Here is a 19,398-nt window from a genome sequence, read left to right on the forward strand (position 1 = left end):
GCTTCGCCGGTGCCTGCGACCTACCAGTGCTTCCTCTGCCGCGGCACGATCGACGTGACGTCCGACGACGCGATGGTCGTGAACGTCCACCGCCGCATCTGCGAGGACGAGTGGGGCGACGACTGGTTCGTCGACGCCGCGAAGGACACGTTCCGGTTCTGCTCCCAGGCGCACCTCGCGGAGTACATGGAGCGGTTCCCGCTGCCGCCGCCGAACGCCGGGGTGGTCGACGACGACGAGATGTCGTTCGGCGACTGGGTCGGCTGCCTCGTCCTCGCGCTGCTCCTGCTCGCCCTGCTCGTGGGCGCCGTGTCCGGGCTGGTCGGCCTGGTGTCGCGCCTGGCCTGATCTCAGTCCTCGCGGCGTCGACGGCGCCTGCGGGCGATCTTCTCCTCGATCTCCTCGACGTGCTTCTCGGGGTTGAGCCGATGGGACAGGTACCCGACCCCGACGGCCAGCACGGGGAACACCGGCCAGAAGAACAGCGGCTCCCCCGCTGCCACCGACGTCGCGCCCCAGATGCCGACGAGCAGGACCGACAGTGCGATCCAGCCGGTGCGCATGTCGCGCAGGTCGCGCTCGAAGGTGGCCAGGGCCTCCTCGCGCACGGAGGCCCCCTCGGGAGCGCGGCGTGCCCGTCGGGCCGGCGACCGGGTCGAGGCGAGGTCCTCGAGCAGCGGCAGCACCTGCCCGAGGCGGACGACCTCCAGGGCCGCGTCGACGCGGCGCTCGTACTCGGCGGTGTCGACCTTCCCGGCGGCGTACGCGTCGCGCAGCACACCGAGGACGACGTCGCGGTCGGCGTCGGAGGCGCGCAGCGTGGTGTGCGCGGGATCGCGCGGGTCCGCCTCGAAGCGGTCCCACACCGATCCCGCGGGCACGGTCAGGCCTCCGGTCGGGCCTGGCCGCGGGTCAGGGCGAGCGCGTCCTCGAGCGTGAACTGTCCGGTGTACAGCGCGGTGCCGGCGATGGCGCCCTCCACGCCGATGTCGACGAGGCCCATGAGCGCCTCGATGTCGGCGAGGGTGGTGACGCCGCCGGACGCGACGACGGGCCGGTCGGTGCGGGAGCAGACGTCGCGCAGCAGGTCGAGGTTCGGTCCCTGCAGCATGCCGTCCTTGTTGACGTCGGTGACGACGTAGCGCGCGCAGCCCTCGGCGTCGAGGCGGGCGAGCGTCTCGTACAGGTCGCCGCCGTCGCGGGTCCAGCCGCGCGCGGCGAGCGTCGTGCCGCGGACGTCGAGCCCGATGGCGACCCGGTCGCCCCACTCGGCGATGACCTTGGCGCACCACTCGGGGTTCTCCAGGGCGGCGGTGCCGATGTTGACCCGGCGGCACCCGGCCTCCATGGCGGCCGCGAGCGACTCGTCGTCGCGCATGCCGCCGGACATCTCGACGTCGATGTCGAGGGTGCCGACGATCCGTGCGAGCAGGTCGCGGTTGTGCCCGTGGCCGAACGCGGCGTCGAGGTCGACGAGGTGGATCCACTCCGCGCCTGCGGACTGCCAGCGCAGGGCGGCCTCGACGGGGTCGCCGAACCGCTTCTCGGAGCCGTCGACCCCCTGCACCAGCTGGACGGCCTGGCCGCCCTTGACGTCGACGGCGGGCAGCAGCTCCAGGTAGTCACTCACGCGGGCGATGCTATCGACGCCCGCTCGCGCACGGCCGCGCACCGGGTCATCGGGGTCGGTACTCGATGTGTGCGGGGCGGGTGTGGTGGATCTCGACGAGCTGGAGGGTGCGGGGTCGCTGGTTCCAGGCGCGGGTGAACGCGGTCTGGGCGGGGATGGTGCGGGTGGGTAGGTGCCAGTGGGCGTTGCCGTGCTCGTCGTGGGTGACCGACAGGGCTCCTCGGGTCTTGAGGCCGTGGTGGGGTGGGCACCGGTGGTGCAGGTTGCTTGCGGTGGTGGGTCCGCGCTGTTGGCCGGGTGGTGGGTCGGGGTCGTGGGGGATCTGGTGGTCGAGGTCGCAGGCGATGGCGGGGCGGGTGCAGCCGGGCACGTCGCAGGTGCCGTCCACCAGGTTGAGCGCCCGGCGGAGGGGCTGGGTGGGGAAGCGGCCGAGCTCGGTGACGTCGAGGATCCCGCCGTTCTCGTCGGTCAACAGCCGCGAGAACAGGGTCCCCTCTTGGGTGGCGAGCTCGGCGAGCAGGGCGGGGTCGAGGACGTGCTGCCCATCGGCCGACACAGCCGGCTCGCTCGAGACACCGAGCAGGGTGGCGAGCGGGACGGTGATGCCGATGTGGAAGCGGCCCCGCCCTGACGTGGTCGCGGTGTCGTCCTTGCGCAGGAGGGTGTCGGTGAGGGCGTCGGCGCGGGCCTGCGCCAACGTCCGGTCGTCGTCGGGGCTCTGGCTGCGGGAGGCTTTCGCTGCGAGGGTCAGGTCACGGTCGATCAGCACCGCGTCAGCGGTGGGGATGAGGGCCTGGAGCAGGCTCATCCCGTCATCGAGCGCGGTGATGGTGACGGTGCGATCCTCCTGCGCAGCCTGGCGGCGGGCGGTGGCGTGGTCGGGTTCGACCCGGACCAGGAACCTGCGTAGCCAGCCCTTGAGCTGGCCCAGGGTGTGGGTGGTGGCGTAGGCGAGCACGGTCTCGTCCAGCCTGGTGATGTTCTCCGGCGCGTGGAGCTTCCATGCGGTCGAGGCGATCTCCCGCGCCTTGGCCCGGTCGACCTCACCCCGCAGATGCGCAGCCCACACGGTGGGCAGGTCCATCACGAGGGTCCGGGTCGCGGAGACCAGGTTCGCGACCAGGGCGGTGGCGACGTTGAGCTCGACCGCGGCTTCGAGGATCGCGACCTGACGGGCGTCCTCCACCTGCCGGGCACTCAATCCTTGGGTGAGGGCGTCGGTGCGGCGGGTCTCCACGAACCGCAGCACCGCCCGAGCCTGCTCCGCCTCCGCCGCCCACACCCGACGCGACGCGGTCATCGCGTCGGCCAGGAGGGTGTCGGTGGGGTTCATAGTTCCAACCTAGGCACCCCCTCCGACACCACCCTCCACCCCAGAAAACCCCTGTGGACGCGGGGGTCTCGGCTGATTCACGCGGGACTGTTGCCGGGTGGTCTCGATACGTCCGACCGAGCTCCTCCGTCGCCGGTCGGCCTACTCGACCAGCGGAACCCTCCGCTGGTCGAGTGCCTCGACGAGCGCCAGCGAGGAGAGGTGTATCGAGACCACTCTGGGCTGACGCTGGGAGCCGGTCCACGCTGATCCGTTGCCGGGTGGTCTCGCTCCGTCGCGGCTACGCCCTCCGCTGCGACGGCTCCATCGCACCGACGAGCTCGCTGGCGCTCGCCGTCGCTACTACTCGACCAGCGGAACAGCTGCCACTCGACCGGCGGAACAGCGGCTCCTCGACCAGCGGGGGCGGGTCAGAAGGTGGCGAGCCAGTTCTCGAGGAGGCGGCGGCCGGCGTCGCTGGACTTCTCCGGGTGGAACTGCGTCGCCCAGAGCGGACCGTTCTCGACGGCGGCCACGAAACGGTCGCCGCCGTACTCCGTCCACGTCACCCGCGGTGCGGCGAACGAGGTGCCCTGCACGTCGAGCTCCCAGCGGCGCACGCCGTAGGAGTGCACGAAGTAGAACCGCTCGTCCTCGAGGCCCGCGAACATCCTCGAGCCGTCGGGCACCTGGACCGTGTCCCAGCCCATGTGCGGGACGATCGGCGCCTGGATCCGCTCGACCGTGCCGGGCCACTCTCCGCAGCCGACGGAGCGGACACCGTGCTCGATGCCCTCGCCGAAGAGGATCTGCATGCCCACGCAGATGCCGAGCACGGGACGGTTCGCGATGAGCCGACGCTCGATGATGCGCTCGCCGTCGACCGCCCGCAGGCCCTCCATGCACGCAGCGAACGCACCGACGCCCGGCACGAGCAGGCCGTCGGCGGACTCGGCGACCGCCGGGTCGGCCGTCAGCGTGACGTCGGCGCCGGCGCGCTCGACCGCGCGGACGGCCGAGCGCAGGTTGCCGGAGCCGTAGTCGAGCACCGCGACCGTGGGCCGCGACGTCGCGGTCGGCACTACAGCGCCCCCTTGGTCGACGGGATGCCCGTCTCCCGAGGGTCGATCGCGACGGCCTCGCGCAGCGCCCGCGCGAGCGCCTTGAACTGGCACTCGGCGATGTGGTGCGGGTCGCGGCCGGCAGCGAGCGTCATGTGCATCGTCAGGCCTGCGTGGTGGGCGATCGACTCGAACACGTGCGAGGTCAGCGAGCCGGAGTAGTCACCGCCGATGACGACGGTGATCTGCCGCTCGGGCTCGCCGGTGTGCACGAAGTAGGGCCGACCGGACACGTCGACCGTGCAGGTGGCGATGGCCTCGTCGAGCGGGACGGTCGCGGTGCCGTAGCGGGTGATGCCGGCCTTGTCGCCCAGGGCCTCGCGCAGCGCGTCGCCGATGCCGATGGCGGTGTCCTCGACCGTGTGGTGGGCGTCGATGTGCAGGTCGCCCTCCGTGCGGACCGTGAGGTCGATGAGCGAGTGCCGCGACAGCGCCGTGAGCATGTGGTCGTAGAAGCCGACGCCCGTGGAGATGTCGTGCTTCCCGGTGCCGTCGAGGTCGAGCTCGACGACGACGTGCGACTCCGAGGTCTTCCGCTCGATGCGGGCAGTCCTGCTGCTCATGCGATGACCTCCTGGAGTGCCGTGAAGAACGCGTCCATCTCGGACGGCGTCCCGATGGAGACGCGCAGCCATCCTAGGGGTCCGGTCTCGCGGATGAGCACGCCACGGTCGACGAGGGCCTGCCAGGTGGCGTGCCGGTCCTCGAAGGTGCCGAAGAGGACGAAGTTGGCGTCGGAGTCGGCGACGGTGAGGCCCAGCTCGCGCAGCCGGTCGGCGGTGCGGTCGCGCTCGACCCTCAGCGCGTCGACGTTGGCGAGCAGCTCGTCGGTGTGCTGGAGCGCCGCCAGCGCGGTGGCCTGCGTGACCGACGACAGGTGGTACGGCAGCCGGACGATGCGCAGCGCGTCGACGACGTCGGCGTGCGCGGCGAGGTAGCCGAGGCGGCCGCCGGCGAGGGCGAACGCCTTGCTCATGGTGCGCGTGACGATCAACCGTCGGTGGCCGGCGAGCAGCTCGAGCGCGCTGGGCGTGCCCGCGCGCCGGAACTCGGCGTACGCCTCGTCGACGACGACCATGCCGGGTGCGGCGTCGAGCACGGCCCGGGTGTGGGCCGGGTCGAGCGCGGTGCCCGTCGGGTTGTTCGGCGACGTCAGGAACACGACGTCGGGCTGCTCGGCGTCGATGAGCGCGACCGCGGCGTCGACGTCGATGCCGAAGTCGTCACGCCGACGTCCGGCGACCCAGCGGGTGTGGGTGTTGCGCGCGTACTCGGGGTACATCGAGTAGGTCGGCGCGAAGCTGAGCGCGGTGCGCCCCGGCCCCCCGAAGGCCTGCAGGACCTGCTGCATGATCTCGTTCGAGCCGTTCGCGGCCCACACGCGCGACGCGTCGAGGTCGACACCGGGCGTGTCCCGCGACAGGTACGCGGCGAGCCCCTCGCGCAACGCAGTGGCCTCGCGGTCGGGGTAGCGGTTGAGCTCGAGCGCAGCGGCGCGCACGGCCCCGGCGACGTCGGCGGCAGCCGTCTCGCTCGGTCCGTACGGGTTCTCGTTGGTGTTGAGCCGCACCGGCACGTCGATCTGCGGCGCGCCGTACGGCTCCTCGTCGCGCAGCTCGTCGCGGATCGGCAGCCACTCGGCGGGGGTGCCGGGCCGTGGGCGGCGATCGGGCTCCGGGACGCTCATCGCGCGTCGGTCGCGTCGCGCGACGTCCTGACGCTCACGGCGGCACCGTGGGACGGCAGGTCCTCGGCGGCGGCCAGCACCTCGACGTGCTGCCCGACCTCGCGCAGGGCGGCCTCGGTGTAGGTGACGACGTGCACGTTCTTGCAGAACGCGCGCACCGAGAGGCCGGAGGAGTGGCAGGCGCAGCCGGCCGTGGGCAGCACGTGGTTGGAGCCGGCGGCGTAGTCGCCGAGGGAGACCGGCGTCCACGCGCCGACAAAGATCGCGCCGGCGTTGACGATGCGTGCCGCGACGCCCGCGGCGTCGGCGGTCTGGATCTCGAGGTGCTCGGCGGCGTAGGCGTTGGCGACGTCGACGGCCTGGTCGAGGTCGGCGACCAGCACGATCGCCGACTGCGGTCCGGCGAGCGACGTGCTGATGCGCGCCTGGTGCGTGGCGGTCGGGACCTGGCGCTCCAGCTCGGCGGTCACCGCGTCGGCGAGCGCGTCGCTGGGCGTGACGAGCACGCTGGCCGCCATCGGGTCGTGCTCGGACTGGCTGATGAGGTCGGCCGCGACGAAGGCGGGGTCGGCGGTGTCGTCGGCGATGACGGCGATCTCGGTGGGGCCGGCCTCGGAGTCGATGGCAACCGTGCCCTGCAGGTAGCGCTTGGCAGCGGCCACGTAGATGTTGCCCGGTCCGGTCACGAGGTCGACGGGCTGCACGCTGCCGCCGGTGGTGACGCTGCCGTAGGCGAGCAGTGCGAGGGCCTGCGCTCCCCCGGCCGCGTACACCTCGTCGATGCCGAGCAGCGCGCACGCCGCGAGGATCGTGGGGTGCGGGAGGCCGTCGAACTCCGCCTGCGGGGGCGACGTGAGGGCGATCGAGCCGACACCGGCCACCTGGGCCGGGACGGTGTTCATGACGACGGTGCTGACGAGCGGGGCGAGCCCCCCGGGCACGTAGAGACCCACGCGCTGCATGGGCACGATGCGGCGCTCGACCGTGGCGCCCGGGGCGACGGTCGTGACGACCGTCTGCTCGAGCTCGGCCTCGCAGGTGGTGCGCAGACGCGCGATCGACTCCTCCAGACCGGCGCGGATCGCGGGGTCGAGGTCGGCCAGCGCCTTCTCGAGGTACTCCGGCGCGACGCGCAGCGACGCGGGACGGACGCCGTCGAAGCGCTCGCCGTACTCGAGCACGGCCTCCTCGCCGCGCGCCCGGACGTCGTCGCACAGCGGCCCGACCACGTGCAGCGCGTGCTCGACGTCCTGCTGCGCGCGGGGCAGCTCGGCGGTCGGGTCGGTGCGGAGGTCGAGGCGTCTGATCACGCACTGATTCTAGGGACTGCGCCTGCGCCTAGGATCAGGCCCCGTGACGTCCCGCGACCTGCAGCAGCCGATCGTGGCCGGCGTGGTCACCGCGGTGGTCGGGTTCACGTCGTCGTTCGCGGTCGTGCTCGCGGGTCTGCGCGCCGTCGGCGCCTCGCCCGACGAGGCGGCCAGCGGGCTCCTGGCGCTCACGGTCGCGTTCGGTCTGCTCATGTCGGGACTCGCGCTGTGGACCCGCCTGCCGGTCACGCTGGCGTGGTCGACGCCGGGCGCGGCGCTGCTGGTGAGCACGGGACCGGTCGAGGGTGGCTGGCCCGCCGCCGTCGGCGCATTCGTGCTGACCGGCGTGCTGCTCGCCCTCACCGGGCTCGTCCCTTGGCTCGGCCGGCTGGCAGCCGCGATCCCGGTGCCGCTGGCGCAGGCGATGCTGGCGGGCGTGCTGCTGCAGCTGTGCCTGGCGCCGTTCACCGCCCTCGCGGACGCGCCCGCCGCGGTCGGTCCCGTCGTGCTGGTCTGGCTGCTCGCCACGCGCTGGGCGCCCCGCTGGGCGGTCCCGCTGGCGCTGCTCGCCGCCTTCGTCGTCATCGGCGTCTCCCTGGCCACGACGGGCACCTCGGTGCCCACCGGGCACCTCCTCCCGCGCCTCGAGCTCACGACCCCGACGCTCACCGTCGCGGCAGTGGTCGGCATCGCCGTGCCACTGACCGTCGTCACCCTGGCCTCGCAGAACGTGCCGGGCGTCGCCGTGATGCGCAGCTTCGGCTTCACGGTGCCGTGGCGCGCGTCGATGGTCACGACCGGGGCGGGGACGTCGACGGCGGCCGTGTTCGGCGGTCACGCCATCAACCTGGCCGCGATCTCGGCCGCGCTCGCGGCGGGCGACAGCGCAGGGCCACGCGAGCGGCGCTGGGTGGCGGCGTTCACGGCGGGTCTCGTCGCCCTGCTCCTCGCCCTCACCTCCGGTGCACTGGTCGCGGTCACCGAGGCCGCGCCGGCCGGCATCGTCGAGACGGTCGCCGGCCTGGCGCTGCTCTCGACGTTCGCCGCATCGATGGTCGCGGCGCTCGCCACCGACACCGGACGCACGAGCGCCACCGTCACGTTCCTCGTCGCCGCGTCGGGTCTGCAGCTGTTCGGCGTCGGGGCGGCGTTCTGGGCCCTCGTCGTCGGTCTCGTGGTGCGGGCGACGCTGGAACGTCGCACCGCACCGCCCACGGAGCAGGAGGAGGCCGCCGATGGCGCGGAAGACGTCCGACGCTGAGGCGACGCCGGCGCTCGCTGCCGTGCTGCGCGCCGGGGTCGAGCACCAGGTGCACCGCTACGTCCACGACCCTCGCTCGACGTCGTACGGCTGGGAGGCGGCCGAGGCGCTGGGCGTCGAGCCCGACCGCATCTTCAAGACCCTGCTCGCCGACGTCGACGGTGAGCTCTGCGTCGCGGTGGTGCCCGTGACCCTCCAGCTCGACCTCAAGGCGTTCGCGTCGGCGCTCGGCGGCAAGCGGGCCGCGATGGCCGACCCGGCGCGGGCCGAGCGGGCCACCGGCTACGTCGTCGGCGGCATCTCGCCGCTCGGCCAGAAGCGCACGCACCGCACGGTCGTCGACGAGACCGCGGAGCTGTGGGACACGCTGCACGTGTCGGGTGGGCGGCGCGGACTCGAGATCGAGCTCTCCCCCGCCGACCTGCTGCGGCTCACGGGTGGAGTGCCGGGGCCGATCGCTCGCTGACGTCGGGGCGTCGTCCGGCCGCCCAGGTGACGACGAAGACGCCGACCAGCCCCGCGATCGCCCACACCACGAAGGACGCCGGCGAATCCACGGCCAGGCGGGCCGAGATGCTGTCGCCGAGCTGCGGCGACCGGACCGCCTCGGGCCCGTCGGGACCGAGCAGCACACCGAGGCGCCAGGTGAGCACCGACGCGGCCAGCGTGGCGGCGACGGTCAGCGGCACGACGACCCAGCCGAGACGGCGCAGGACGAAGCCGGCGACGAGACCCCAGAGGACCGCCACGGCCGCTCCGAGGGCGACGAACAACAGCTCGACACCGACCTGGGCACCCGAGGCCTCCTCGGTGAGCACGACGCCCTGCTGCGTGACCTGCCACTGCGGCGGCGACGCAAGGGCGACCCACAGCACCGCGGCGCCCGCGGCGAGCACGAGCAGGACCACCACCAGGGCGACCACCTGCGCGACCGTGCGCCTCATTCCTGATCCCTTCATCCCAGGCAATGCGGCCCCAGGAGCTCCTTGAGGTCGGCGATGAGCGACGAGGACGGCTTGACCCGCAGGCTGTCGTCGAGACGCATGACCTTCGTGGTGCCGGTGCCGACGAGACGCAGGTGCACCTCGGTCATGCCGGGGTGGCTGCCCAGCACCTGCTTGAACGTGCCGATGGTGTCGCTCGTGCACCGCGCGACCGGCAGCGTGACGACGACCGGGGCGTCGGCCTGCCCGCCCGAGCCCATGGCCGGCATGGTCACCTCGAGCGCGTTGAGCTCGACGCTGTCGTCCTTGCGGCGCAGGCGTCCCTTGACGACCACGACGGTGTCGGGCACGAGCACGGGCGCCGCGAGGTTGTACGCGCCGGGGAAGACCATCACGTCGATGCTGCCGTCGAGGTCCTCGACCGTCACGAGCGCCCAGGTGTCGCCCTTCTTGCTGAGCCGGCGCTGGACGGCGGTGATGAGCCCGCACACCCGCACGGTCGTGCCGTCGGGACGCTCGGCGTCGGCGATGAGGTCGCCGATCGAGCAGTCGCTGCTGGCCTTCAGCACGTGCTCCAGCCCCATGAGCGGGTGGTCGGAGACGTAGAGGCCGAGCATGTCGCGCTCGAACGCCAGGAGCTGCGTCTTCTCCCACTCCGGCATGTCCGGCACGCTGACGGTGACGCCGGTGAACGCGTCGTCCATCCCGCCGAACAGCGAGTCCTGGCCGATCGCGGCGTTGCGCTTGAGGTCGATGTACTGGTCGACCGCGTCCTCGGCGATCGTCGTCAACGCGCGACGACGGTGGCCGAGCGAGTCGAAGGCGCCCGCCTTGATGAGGGAGTCGAGGACCCGCTTGTTGCAGACGTGCGTGGGCACCTTGTCGAGGAAGTCGGTGAAGTCCTTGTACGGCCCGTTCTCCTCCCGGCCCGCGACGATGCCGGCCACGACGTTCTCGCCGACGTTGCGCACGGCGCTGAGGCCGAAGCGGATGTCCTCGCCCACCGAGGCGAAGTTCGAGACGGAGTCGTTGACGTCCGGTGGCAGCACCTGGATGCCGAGCCGGCGGCACTCCGCGAGGTAGATGGCCGACTTGTCCTTGTCGCCACGGGTGCTCGTGAGCAGCGCCGCCATGTACTCGGCCGGGTAGTTGGCCTTGAGGTAGGCGGTCCAGTAGGAGATGACCCCGTACGCGGCGGAGTGCGCCTTGTTGAAGGCGTAGTCGGAGAACGGGAGCAGGATCTCCCATAGCGCGGTGATGGCCGCCTGGGAGTAGCCGCGCTCGAGCATGCCGGCCTGGAAGCCCGCGTACTGCTTGTCGAGCTCCTCCTTCTTCTTCTTGCCCATCGCGCGACGCAGGTTGTCGGCCTGTCCGAGGCTGAACCCGGCCAGGACCTGGGCGATCTCCATCACCTGCTCCTGGTAGACGATCAGGCCGTACGTCTCCCCCAGGACGTCCTTGAGCGGCTCCTCCAGCTCGGGGTGGATCGGCTCGATCGCCTCGCGGCCGTTCTTGCGCCGTGCGTACTTGTTGTGCGAGTCCGCGCCCATCGGACCGGGGCGGTACAGCGCGCCCACGGCCGAGATGTCCTCGAACTTGTCCGGACGCATGCTGCGCAGCAGGGCCCGCATCGGGCCGCCGTCGAGCTGGAACACGCCGAGCGTGTCACCACGCGACAGCAGGTCGTACGTGGCCGGGTCGTCGAAGGTGAGGTCCTCCAGGACGACCTCCTCGCCCCGGTTGGCCTTGATGTTGAGCAGGGCGTCGTCGAGGACGGTCAGGTTGCGCAGACCCAGGAAGTCCATCTTGACCAGCCCGAGCGACTCGCACATCGGGTAGTCGAACTGGGTGATGATCGCGCCGTCCTGCTCGCGCCGCATGATCGGCACGATGTCGACGAGCGGCTCGCTGCTCATGATGACGCCGGCCGCGTGCACGCCCCAGTTGCGGATCTGGCCCTCGAGGCCGAGCGCCGTCTCGTAGATCTTGCGGACCTCGGCGTCGCTCTCGTGGAGCTCGCGGAACTCCTTGCCGTCGTTGAAGCGCTTGTGGCCCGGGTCGAACAGCTGCTTGAGCGGCACGCCCTTGCCCATGATGTCGGCCGGGAGTGCCTTGCTGATCCGCTCGCCCATGCTGAACGGGTAGTCGAGGACGCGGTTGGCGTCCTTGATGGCGGCCTTGGACTTCAGCCGTCCGAAGGTGGCGATGTAGGCGACGCGGTCGTTGCCGTACTTCTCGCTGACGTAGCGGATGACCTCCGCACGCCGACGCTCGTCGAAGTCGATGTCGAAGTCGGGCATCGACGGACGCTCGGGGTTGAGGAAGCGCTCGAAGATCAGGCCGTGGGTGAGGGGGCACAGGTCGGTGATGCGCAGCGCGTACGCGGCGATCGAGCCCGCGCCGGAGCCACGACCCGGGCCGACCCGGATGCCGTTGTCCTTCGACCAGTTGATGAAGTCGGCGACCACGAGGTAGTAGCCGCAGTAGCCCTTGGTCTTGATGACCTCGAGCTCCATCTCGACCCGGTCGCGCACCTCCTGCGTGAGCGCGTCGCCCGGGTAGCGCGACTCGATCCCGCGCCACACCTCCTTGACGAACCAGCTCTCCTCGGTCTCGCCCTCGGGGACGTCGGCCCGTGCCATGTAGCCGCCGGTGTTCTCGGAGAACTCGACGTCGCAGCGCTCGGCGATGAGCAGCGTGTTGTCGCACGCCTCCTTCATGCCGTAGCGGTCCTCCCACAGCTCGCGCATCTCGGCCGCGGACTTCACGTAGTAGCCGCCGCCGTCGAACTTGAGCCGCTTCGGGTCGGCGATCGACTTGCCCGACGCGACGCAGATGAGCGCGTCGTGCGCGTCGGCGTCCTCGGGGTGCGTGTAGTGGCAGTCGTTGGTGGCCACCGGGGGCAGCCCGAGCTGCTTGCCCAGGCGCAGCAGGTCGTCGCGGACCTCACGCTCGATCGGGATGCCGTGGTCCATCAGCTCGAGGAAGAAGTTCCCCTTGCCGAAGATGTCCTGGAAGTCCGACGCCGCCTGGACGGCCTCGTCGTACTGCCCGAGCCGCAGCCGGGTCTGGACCTCGCCCGACGGGCAGCCCGTGGTGGCGATCAGCCCGGAGCTGTACTCGGCGAGCAGCTCGCGGTCGGCGCGGGGCTTGTAGTAGTAGCCCTCGAGGCTCGAGCGCGACGACAGCCGGAAGAGGTTGTGCATGCCCTCCGTCGTGGAGGCCAGCATCGTCATGTGCGTGTAGGCGCCGCCACCGGCGACGTCCTTGCCGCCCTCCTCCTCGTCGCCCGTGAGACCACGGCCCCACTTGACCTTGCGCCGCTCGCTGCGGTGCGTGCCGGGCGTCAGGTAGGCCTCGATGCCGATGATCGGCTTGACGCCGTGCTTGCGGGCCTTGGACCAGAAGTCGTAGGCGCCGTGCACGTTGCCGTGGTCGGTCATCGCGATGGCCGGCATGCCGAGCTCGGCGGTGCGCGCGAACATGCCGTCGAGCAGTGCGTGACCGTCGAGCATCGAGTACTCCGTGTGGTTGTGCAGGTGCACGAAGGACGAGTCGCTCGGCATCGGGTGATGCGCCTCCAGACATGGCGGACGGACGGCCCCGAGGGGCGGTGGAGGGGAAGGAGGCCAGCCTACGCGAGGGTCCCGACCCGTCCCGCCAGCACACGCGGGGACGGGTCGGGATCGGGCCTCAGCGCGCGGCGGAGACCCGGTAGCGGCGGATCGAGAGCGGCACGAAGACCACGAGGATCAGCGCCACCCAGAGCAGCGTGTACGGCACCGGGTGCTGCAGGCTCCACGCCGTGCTGTCGACCGGGCCCGCGGGCACGTTGCCGAACAGCTCGCGGCACGCCTGGGTGACCGCGGAGACCGGGTTCCACTCCACGAACGGGCGCAGGAAGGAGTTGAAGCTGTCGGTCGGGACGAAGGCGTTCGACACGAAGGTGAGCGGCATGATGACGATGAACGAGGCGTTGTTGATCACCTCGACGCTCGGCACGATCAGCCCCACCCAGGCCATGACCCAGCTGACCGCGTAGGCGAACAGCAGGAGCAGCAGGAACCCGGCCAGCATGTCGAGGACGCCCTCGCGCGCCCGCCAGCCGACGAGCAGGCCGGTGAGCGCCATGATGACGAGCGACAGGACGTTGTAGATGATGTCGGACGTCGTGCGGCCGACGAGCACCGCCGACGGCGACATCGGCAGCGACCGGAAGCGGTCGATGATGCCCTTCTGCATGTCCTCGGCCAGGCCGGCGCCCGTGAACGTCGCGCCGAACACGACGGTCTGGGCGAAGATGCCGCCGATGAGGAACTCGCGGTAGTTCAGGCCCTCGCCGGCGTCGATCGCCCCACCGAAGACGAACGCGAACAGCAGGACGAACATGATCGGCGAGATCAGGACGAACACGAGGATCTCGGGGACCCGCTTGATCTTGATGACGTTGCGCTTGGCGACGACCCAGCCGTCGCTCACGACCCGGGTGGCGTTCATGCGGTGGCCTCGTCCTTCTGGTCGGTGGCGGCGTCCGACGCGGTCGCGTGACCGGTCAGGCTGAGGAAGACGTCGTCGAGCGTCGGGCGGCGCAGTCCGACGTCGACGACGGCGAGCTGCTGCTCCTGCAGGGCCTGCAGGACGGTGGCGAGCCGCGCGACGCCGTCGGTGACGGGAGCCGACAGGCCGCGGCCGTTCGCGTCGACCTGCACCTCGCCCGTGGTGACGGTCGCGAGGAGCCGGGCGGCGGCGTCGCGGTCGGCGGGGTCGGCGACGACGACCTCGACCCGCTCGCCACCCGTCCGGGCCTTGAGCTCGTCGGCGGTGCCACGGGCGATGGCGCGACCGGAGTCGATGACGACGATCTCGTCGGCGAGCACGTCGGCCTCCTCCAGGTACTGCGTGGTGAGCAGGAGGGTGGCGCCCGAGCGGACGAGCTCCTGGATGACGCCCCACATCTGCTGCCGCGCGCGGACGTCGAGCCCGGTGGTCGGCTCGTCGAGGATGATCACCGGCGGGGCCGCCACGAGCGCGCCGGCGAGGTCGAGCCGACGTCGCATGCCGCCGGAGTAGGTCTTGGAGGGCCGGTCCCCCGCGTCGGCGAGGTCGAAGCGCTCGAGCAGCTCGCGCGCGCGGTCGCGGGCCTGGGTGCGACCCATGCCGTACAGCCGGCCGATCATGTCGAGGTTCTCGAAGCCGGTGAGGTACTCGTCGACCGCGGCGTACTGGCCGGAGAGGCCGATCCGCGCCTTGACGCCCTCGGGATCGCGCGCGACGTCGACGCCCGCGACCTCCGCGGTGCCGCCGTCGGCCTTGAGCAGGGTCGCGAGGATGCGCACCGCGGTGGTCTTCCCCGCCCCGTTGGGGCCCAGCAGGCCCAGCACGGTGCCCTCGGGCACCGACAGGTCGAGACCGGAGAGGGCCTCGACCCCCTTGTAGCGCTTGACGAGCCCGGTGGCCCGGATCATGTCGGCCATCAGCCACTTCTCCGCCCTGGTGTTCCGGGGTGGAACACCTCGCGACGATCATGCCCTGTCGCGCCGACAGAACTCATCGTCCGAAGGGATGAGATCCGACCGCCGTCCGGTCTCAGTGCTGGCGGTAGCTCGCGAGGAAGTTGCCCAGGCGCTGGATCGCGTCGCGCAGGTCCTGCGCCCACGGGAGGGTGACGATGCGCAGGTGGTCGGGGTCGGGCCAGTTGAAGCCCGTGCCCTGCGTCAGCAGGATCTTCTCCTTCAGGAGCAGGTCGAGCACGAGCTGCTGGTCGTCGCGGATCTCGTGCACCTCGGGGTCGAGCCGCGGGAACACGTAGAGGGCGCCCTTGGGCTCGACGACGGACACGCCGGGGATCGCGTTGAGCTCCTTGACGGCGGTGTCGCGCTGCTCGACGAGACGGCCGCCGGGGAGCACGAGGTCCTTGATGCTCTGGTACCCGCCGAGCGCCACCTGGATGGCGTTCTGGGCCGGGACGTTGGGGCACAGGCGCATCGAGGCGAGCAACGTGATGCCCTCGAGGTAGTCGCGCGCGCCCTCCAGCGGGCCGGTGACCACGAGCCACGCCGCCCGGTAGCCGCACACGCGGTACGCCTTGGACAGGCCGTTGAAGGTCAGGGTGAGGACGTCCGGTGCGAGCGTCGCGAGGGAGACGTGCTCGGCGTCGTCGTAGAGGATCTTGTCGTAGATCTCGTCGGCCATGAGGACGAGCCCGTGCCGGCGCGCGAGGTCGGCGATGCCGGCGAGCGTCTCCCGCGAGTAGACCGCACCCGTCGGGTTGTTCGGGTTGATGACGACGATGACCTTGGTGCGCTCGGTGATCTTGGACTCGAGGTCCTCGAGGTCGGGGTTCCACTCGTTCTGCTCGTCGCACCGGTAGTGCACGGGCGTCCCGCCGGCGAGGTTCGTCACGGCCGTCCACAGCGGGTAGTCCGGGATCGGGATGAGCACCTCGTCGCCGTTGTCGAGCAACGCCTGCAGGGCCATCTGGATGAGCTCGGAGACGCCGTTGCCGATCCACACGTCGTCGACGTCGAGCGCCGGGAAGCCGTCGACGAGCTGGTAGTGGTGCACGACCGCGCGGCGGGCCGACTGGATGCCGCGCGAGTCGGAGTAGCCCGCGGAGTCGGGCAGGGCGGCGATGACGTCCTGCAGGATCTCCGCCGGCGCGTCGAACCCGAACGGCTGCGGGTTGCCGATGTTGAGCTTGAGGATCCGGTGCCCCTCGGCCTCCAGGGCGGCGGCGCGGGCGCTCACGGGTCCGCGGATGTCGTAGAGGACGTCCCTCAGCTTCTCGGACTGGCGAACACGCTGGCTGGGCATGGCGTCATCCTCCCAGACGCCCCTCCCCTCCCCGCTGAGTGTGACGCCCCCTCCCCGCTGAGTGTGACGTTTGCGGGCCGAGATCCGGAAGATCGGCCCGCAAACGTCACGCTCAGCGGGGTGTGGACGGGCGGATGACCGCCCGCCCCGTCGACGCGACGGTGATGCCATGCACGCACGTCGCACCGCGCACCACCTCCGGGCGGGCCTCACCCCCGACGTGGCCCGGGGGCCGACGATGGAACGCCGGGCCCACGGCCTGCTGCGACCGACCGGTCTCGATGCTCCCGCGCACGTCCAACGGGTCGACGACGCCGTCGGGCTCCTCCTTCCCGGCACCGCCCTCGGCGGCTGGGCCTCGTTGTTCCTCCAGGGCAACGACTGGTTCGACGGGTGGGCCGGCGACGGGGTGCGACCTGCGCTGGTCCACTGCTCGCCCGGCACCCAGCTGCGCCGTCGCGACGGGATCGAGCCGTTCCGTGGACGGGTCCTGCCCGAGGAGCTCACGACGGTCGACGTCGGGGAGCGCATCGACACCACGACCCTCGCTCGAGCCGTCTTCGACGAGGCCAGGACGGCACCGGACCTGCGCGCCGCCGTGGTCGCGCTCGACATGGCGGTCAGCAGCACCCACCGCCTGCCCCGCACCACGCTGGACGCCGTGCGGCGGGTCGAGGCCCGTCACGTCAAGGTCCGCGGAGTCGTGCAGGTCCGCAAGGCCCTGCTCCTCGCGTCGGAGCGCTCCGCCAGCCCCGCCGAGACCCGCACCCGACTGGTCGCGCAGCTCGACGCGGGGCTGACCGGCCTGCGCGTGAACGCGCCGCTCTTCGACCTGGACGGTGCACTGCTCGGGGTCGCCGACCTCGTCGAGCCGGGCACCGGGCTCGTCATCGAGACCGACGGGGCTGGGCACCGCGAGATCGAGCAGCACACGCTCGACAACCGCCGGGAGGAGTCCTTCGAGCGCGCCGGGTGCGTGGTGGTGCGGGCCACGGCCCTCGACCATCGCGACCGGTGGGCGCTGAGCGCACGCATCGTCCGAGCGCAGCTCGACGCGACCAGGACGTCTCGACGTCGCTGGACGCTCGACCCTCCCCCGTGGTGGTCCACCTGGCCCGGTGCTCGACCCTGGCTCTGACCCGCTGAGTGTGACGTTTGCGGGCTACGAAGGGCTCAACTACCCCGCAAACGTCACACTCAGCGGGGTGGGGGCGACGGGGGGGTGGGTGGGGTGGGGCTTAGTGGGCGTCGCGGACGGCGTCGAGGGCGCGGGCGAGGTCGGCCGGGTAGGGGCTCTCGAAGTCGACGCGCTCGCCCGTCGTCGGGTGGTCGAAGCCGAGGTGGACGGCGTGCAGCCACTGCCGGTCGAGCCCGACCCGGGCCGCGAGCGTCGGGTCGGCGCCGTACTGCAGGTCGCCGACGCAGGGGTGGTGCAGCGCGCTCATGTGCACACGGATCTGGTGCGTGCGGCCCGTCTCGAGCTTGATCGTCAGCAGCGACGCGAAGCGGTGCGCCTCGAGCGTGTCGTAGTGCGTGACGCTGGGCCGGCCGTCGGCGCGCACCGTGAACTTGAAGTCGTGCTTCGGGTGCCGGGCGATGGGCGCGTCGATCGTGCCGGTGTGCGGGTCGGGGTGTCCCTGCACGAGCGCGTGGTACGTCTTCTCGACCGTGCGGTCGCGGAACGCCTGCTTGAGGACGCTGTACGCGCGCTCGGACTTCGCGATCGTCATGAGACCGCTCGTGCCGACGTCGAGCCGCTGCACGATGCCCTGCCGCTCGGGCGCGCCCGACGTGGAGATGCGGACGCCCGCACCGGCCAGGTGGCCCACGACGGTCGGCCCCTCCCACCCGACGCTGGGGTGGGCCGCGACGCCGACGGGCTTGTCGACGACGACGATGTCGTCGTCCTGGTAGACGATGCTCATGCCCTCGACCTGCTCGGCGACGACGGTCGCGACGCGGGGGGCGGGGATGGTGGCCTCGAGCAGCGCACCGGGCTCGACGCGCTCGGACTTCTGCGGCACCTGGCCGTCGAGCAGCACGTGGCCCTCGGCGACCAGCTCGCTCGCGCGGGTGCGCGACAGTCCCAGCAGGCGTGCGAGGGCGGAGTCGACGCGCTCGCCGGCGAGACCCTCGGGCACGGAGATCACGCGGTGCTCCTGGCCGACCTCGGCACTCATGCGGGGTCCTTCGCGCCGGACTCGTCCGCCTCGGCGCGGGTGCCGTCGATGCCGACGCCCTGCCAGGTGCGGATGACGACGAGGACGGCCGCCACGGTCAGGTAGATGTCGGCGACGTTGCCGACGAAGAAGCCCCCGTAGTCGATGAAGTCGACGACGTGGCCGCGGAAGGGTCCGGGCTCGCGGAAGACGCGGTCGGTGAGGTTGCCGAGCGCACCGGCGAGCAGCAGCACCAGCGCGACGGTCCAGACCCGGTCGCGCAGCCGGGCCGCCAGCCGCACGACCGCCACGCAGACCGCGACGGCGACCAGGCTGAGCAGCACCGTCATGGAGGCGCCCATGCCGAACGCCGCGCCGGGGTTGCGCAGGAACGTCAGCTCGAGCACGCCGGGGACGAGCCGGATCGGCTCGGCGCGGTCGGCGAGGCGGTCGACGGCGAGCACCTTGGTGAGCTGGTCGAGGGCCCAGGCGACGGCGACGACGGCGAGGAACAGCGGCACGACCCGACGACGGGGCGCGGGCCCGGAGGCCGCTTCGGAGGATTCAGGCATCGCCGCCATCGTCCCACGGGGGCCCACGCGCAGGGTCAGCGACGCTCCTCGCGCTGCTTGCACGACTTGCAGAGGGTGGCGCGCGGGAACGCCTGCAGGCGCAGCTTCCCGATGGGCTCGCCGCACGTCTCGCAGACCCCGTAGGTGCCCTTGCCGAGCCGCTCGAGCGCCTTCTCGGTCTGCAGGAGGAGCACGCGCTGGTTCGCGGCGAGCGACATCTCCGCGTCCCGCTCGAGGCTCGTGGAGCCGACGTCGGCCTGGTCGTTGCCGGCGCCGTCGACGCCGTCGCGCAACAGGTCCTGCAGCTCCTTGGCGGAGAGGTCGAGCTCCTTGCGGAGCCGGACGAGGTCGTCCTCCAGCTCGGCGCGGACGGCCGCGGTCTCGTCGGAGGTCCAGGGATCCTCGTCGCCCCGCACGGCCAGCGTGGTCTCGGTCATGCGGGAACAGTAGACCCGGGCCCCTAGCGACACAACCTCGCCCACGGCGCGGTCGGGCCGGCGGGCGGAGTACGCTGGCCCCAGCAGCGTCCGAGCCGTCATCAGCGGCGAGCTTCCGGAAGAACCGGCCTCCTCGGAGGCCTCAGTAGAAC

General features: G+C 71.7%; 19 protein-coding genes. 4 read left to right on the top strand and 15 right to left on the bottom strand.

Annotated features, from left to right (window positions below; translation table 11 throughout):
• The first annotated feature begins 9 nt into the window (after positions 1-9).
• Entirely contained in the window at positions 10-348 is a 339-nt protein-coding gene (locus AC3WRM_RS03175) for a hypothetical protein (RefSeq protein ID WP_492247170.1), read from the top strand.
• Between the two features lie 2 nt (positions 349-350).
• Here the strand turns inward: AC3WRM_RS03175 and AC3WRM_RS03180 are convergent, their stop codons facing one another.
• The 7 genes from AC3WRM_RS03180 to hisD form a co-directional block, all read right to left on the bottom strand.
• A complete protein-coding gene (locus AC3WRM_RS03180) occupies positions 351-881 on the bottom strand; it encodes a DUF1707 SHOCT-like domain-containing protein (RefSeq protein ID WP_370199415.1) in 531 nt (176 codons plus the stop codon).
• Positions 882-883: 2 nt separating this feature from the next.
• Positions 884-1,630 (bottom strand): bifunctional 1-(5-phosphoribosyl)-5-((5-phosphoribosylamino)methylideneamino)imidazole-4-carboxamide isomerase/phosphoribosylanthranilate isomerase PriA, encoded by a 747-nt coding sequence (priA, locus tag AC3WRM_RS03185; RefSeq protein ID WP_253024488.1) that lies wholly within the window; start codon positions 1,628-1,630, stop codon positions 884-886.
• A gap of 46 nt (positions 1,631-1,676) precedes the next feature.
• Positions 1,677-2,963: an HNH endonuclease signature motif containing protein gene (locus AC3WRM_RS03190; protein ID WP_492247169.1), complete on the bottom strand. Its 1,287-nt coding sequence runs from the start codon at positions 2,961-2,963 to the stop codon at positions 1,677-1,679.
• A 410-nt stretch (positions 2,964-3,373) separates the two neighbouring features.
• Positions 3,374-4,024: an imidazole glycerol phosphate synthase subunit HisH gene (gene hisH, locus AC3WRM_RS03195; RefSeq protein WP_492247168.1), complete on the bottom strand. Its 651-nt coding sequence runs from the start codon at positions 4,022-4,024 to the stop codon at positions 3,374-3,376.
• Positions 4,024-4,626 carry an imidazoleglycerol-phosphate dehydratase HisB gene (gene hisB, locus AC3WRM_RS03200; protein WP_370186332.1) on the bottom strand — a complete coding sequence of 201 codons (603 nt, stop codon included), beginning with the start codon at positions 4,624-4,626 and terminating at the stop codon, positions 4,024-4,026. Before hisB ends, hisH begins: the two co-directional genes overlap by 1 nt.
• On the bottom strand, positions 4,623-5,750 hold the full coding sequence (locus AC3WRM_RS03205) for a histidinol-phosphate transaminase (protein WP_492247167.1): 1,128 nt from the start codon (positions 5,748-5,750) through the stop codon (positions 4,623-4,625). Before AC3WRM_RS03205 ends, hisB begins: the two co-directional genes overlap by 4 nt.
• Positions 5,747-7,060, bottom strand: coding sequence for a histidinol dehydrogenase (gene hisD, locus AC3WRM_RS03210; RefSeq protein WP_370200182.1), 1,314 nt, complete (start codon positions 7,058-7,060; stop codon positions 5,747-5,749). The genes AC3WRM_RS03205 and hisD overlap by 4 nt, the downstream gene beginning before the upstream one ends.
• Before the next feature lie 43 nt (positions 7,061-7,103).
• Here hisD and AC3WRM_RS03215 point away from each other — a divergent pair, with 43 nt between their 5' ends.
• Together AC3WRM_RS03215 and ybaK are read left to right on the top strand one after the other, a co-directional pair.
• The gene (locus AC3WRM_RS03215) at positions 7,104-8,321 is read left to right on the top strand and encodes a benzoate/H(+) symporter BenE family transporter (protein ID WP_492247166.1); all 1,218 of its coding nucleotides are present in this window, start codon (positions 7,104-7,106) and stop codon (positions 8,319-8,321) included.
• Positions 8,296-8,787, top strand: a complete 492-nt coding sequence (gene ybaK, locus AC3WRM_RS03220) for a Cys-tRNA(Pro) deacylase (protein ID WP_370200178.1) — start codon at positions 8,296-8,298, stop codon at positions 8,785-8,787. Before AC3WRM_RS03215 ends, ybaK begins: the two co-directional genes overlap by 26 nt.
• On the opposite strand, the gene AC3WRM_RS03225 is transcribed toward ybaK, so the two are convergent.
• The 5 genes from AC3WRM_RS03225 to AC3WRM_RS03245 all read right to left on the bottom strand — a co-directional run bounded on the left by AC3WRM_RS03225 (position 8,753) and on the right by AC3WRM_RS03245 (position 16,078).
• Positions 8,753-9,265, bottom strand: coding sequence for a hypothetical protein (locus AC3WRM_RS03225; RefSeq protein ID WP_492247165.1), 513 nt, complete (start codon positions 9,263-9,265; stop codon positions 8,753-8,755). The genes ybaK and AC3WRM_RS03225 overlap by 35 nt on opposite strands.
• 11 nt (positions 9,266-9,276) lie before the next feature.
• The gene (dnaE, locus tag AC3WRM_RS03230; protein ID WP_492247164.1) at positions 9,277-12,831 is read right to left on the bottom strand and encodes a DNA polymerase III subunit alpha; all 3,555 of its coding nucleotides are present in this window, start codon (positions 12,829-12,831) and stop codon (positions 9,277-9,279) included.
• Between the two features lie 127 nt (positions 12,832-12,958).
• Positions 12,959-13,762, bottom strand: a complete 804-nt coding sequence (locus AC3WRM_RS03235; protein WP_492247163.1) for an ABC transporter permease — start codon at positions 13,760-13,762, stop codon at positions 12,959-12,961.
• Positions 13,759-14,739, bottom strand: coding sequence for an ATP-binding cassette domain-containing protein (locus AC3WRM_RS03240; RefSeq protein WP_492247162.1), 981 nt, complete (start codon positions 14,737-14,739; stop codon positions 13,759-13,761). Before AC3WRM_RS03240 ends, AC3WRM_RS03235 begins: the two co-directional genes overlap by 4 nt.
• 112 nt (positions 14,740-14,851) lie before the next feature.
• Positions 14,852-16,078, bottom strand: a complete 1,227-nt coding sequence (locus tag AC3WRM_RS03245; RefSeq protein WP_492247161.1) for a pyridoxal phosphate-dependent aminotransferase — start codon at positions 16,076-16,078, stop codon at positions 14,852-14,854.
• A gap of 169 nt (positions 16,079-16,247) precedes the next feature.
• Here AC3WRM_RS03245 and AC3WRM_RS03250 point away from each other — a divergent pair, with 169 nt between their 5' ends.
• Positions 16,248-17,216, top strand: coding sequence for a putative endonuclease domain-containing protein (locus AC3WRM_RS03250; protein ID WP_492247160.1), 969 nt, complete (start codon positions 16,248-16,250; stop codon positions 17,214-17,216).
• 100 nt (positions 17,217-17,316) lie between these two features.
• Here AC3WRM_RS03250 and AC3WRM_RS03255 read toward each other — a convergent pair whose 3' ends face one another.
• From AC3WRM_RS03255 to AC3WRM_RS03265, 3 genes are read right to left on the bottom strand one after another with little or no spacing between them, the layout of a single operon-like run.
• A complete protein-coding gene (locus AC3WRM_RS03255; RefSeq protein WP_492247159.1) occupies positions 17,317-18,258 on the bottom strand; it encodes an RluA family pseudouridine synthase in 942 nt (313 codons plus the stop codon).
• The gene (gene lspA / locus AC3WRM_RS03260; protein WP_492247158.1) at positions 18,255-18,809 is read right to left on the bottom strand and encodes a signal peptidase II; all 555 of its coding nucleotides are present in this window, start codon (positions 18,807-18,809) and stop codon (positions 18,255-18,257) included. Before lspA ends, AC3WRM_RS03255 begins: the two co-directional genes overlap by 4 nt.
• A gap of 35 nt (positions 18,810-18,844) precedes the next feature.
• Entirely contained in the window at positions 18,845-19,246 is a 402-nt protein-coding gene (locus AC3WRM_RS03265) for a TraR/DksA family transcriptional regulator (protein ID WP_492247157.1), read from the bottom strand.
• Between the last annotated feature and the right edge of the window lie 152 nt (positions 19,247-19,398).

The sequence above is a fragment of the Aeromicrobium sp. EU05-FHT14F07 genome (assembly GCF_058790455.1).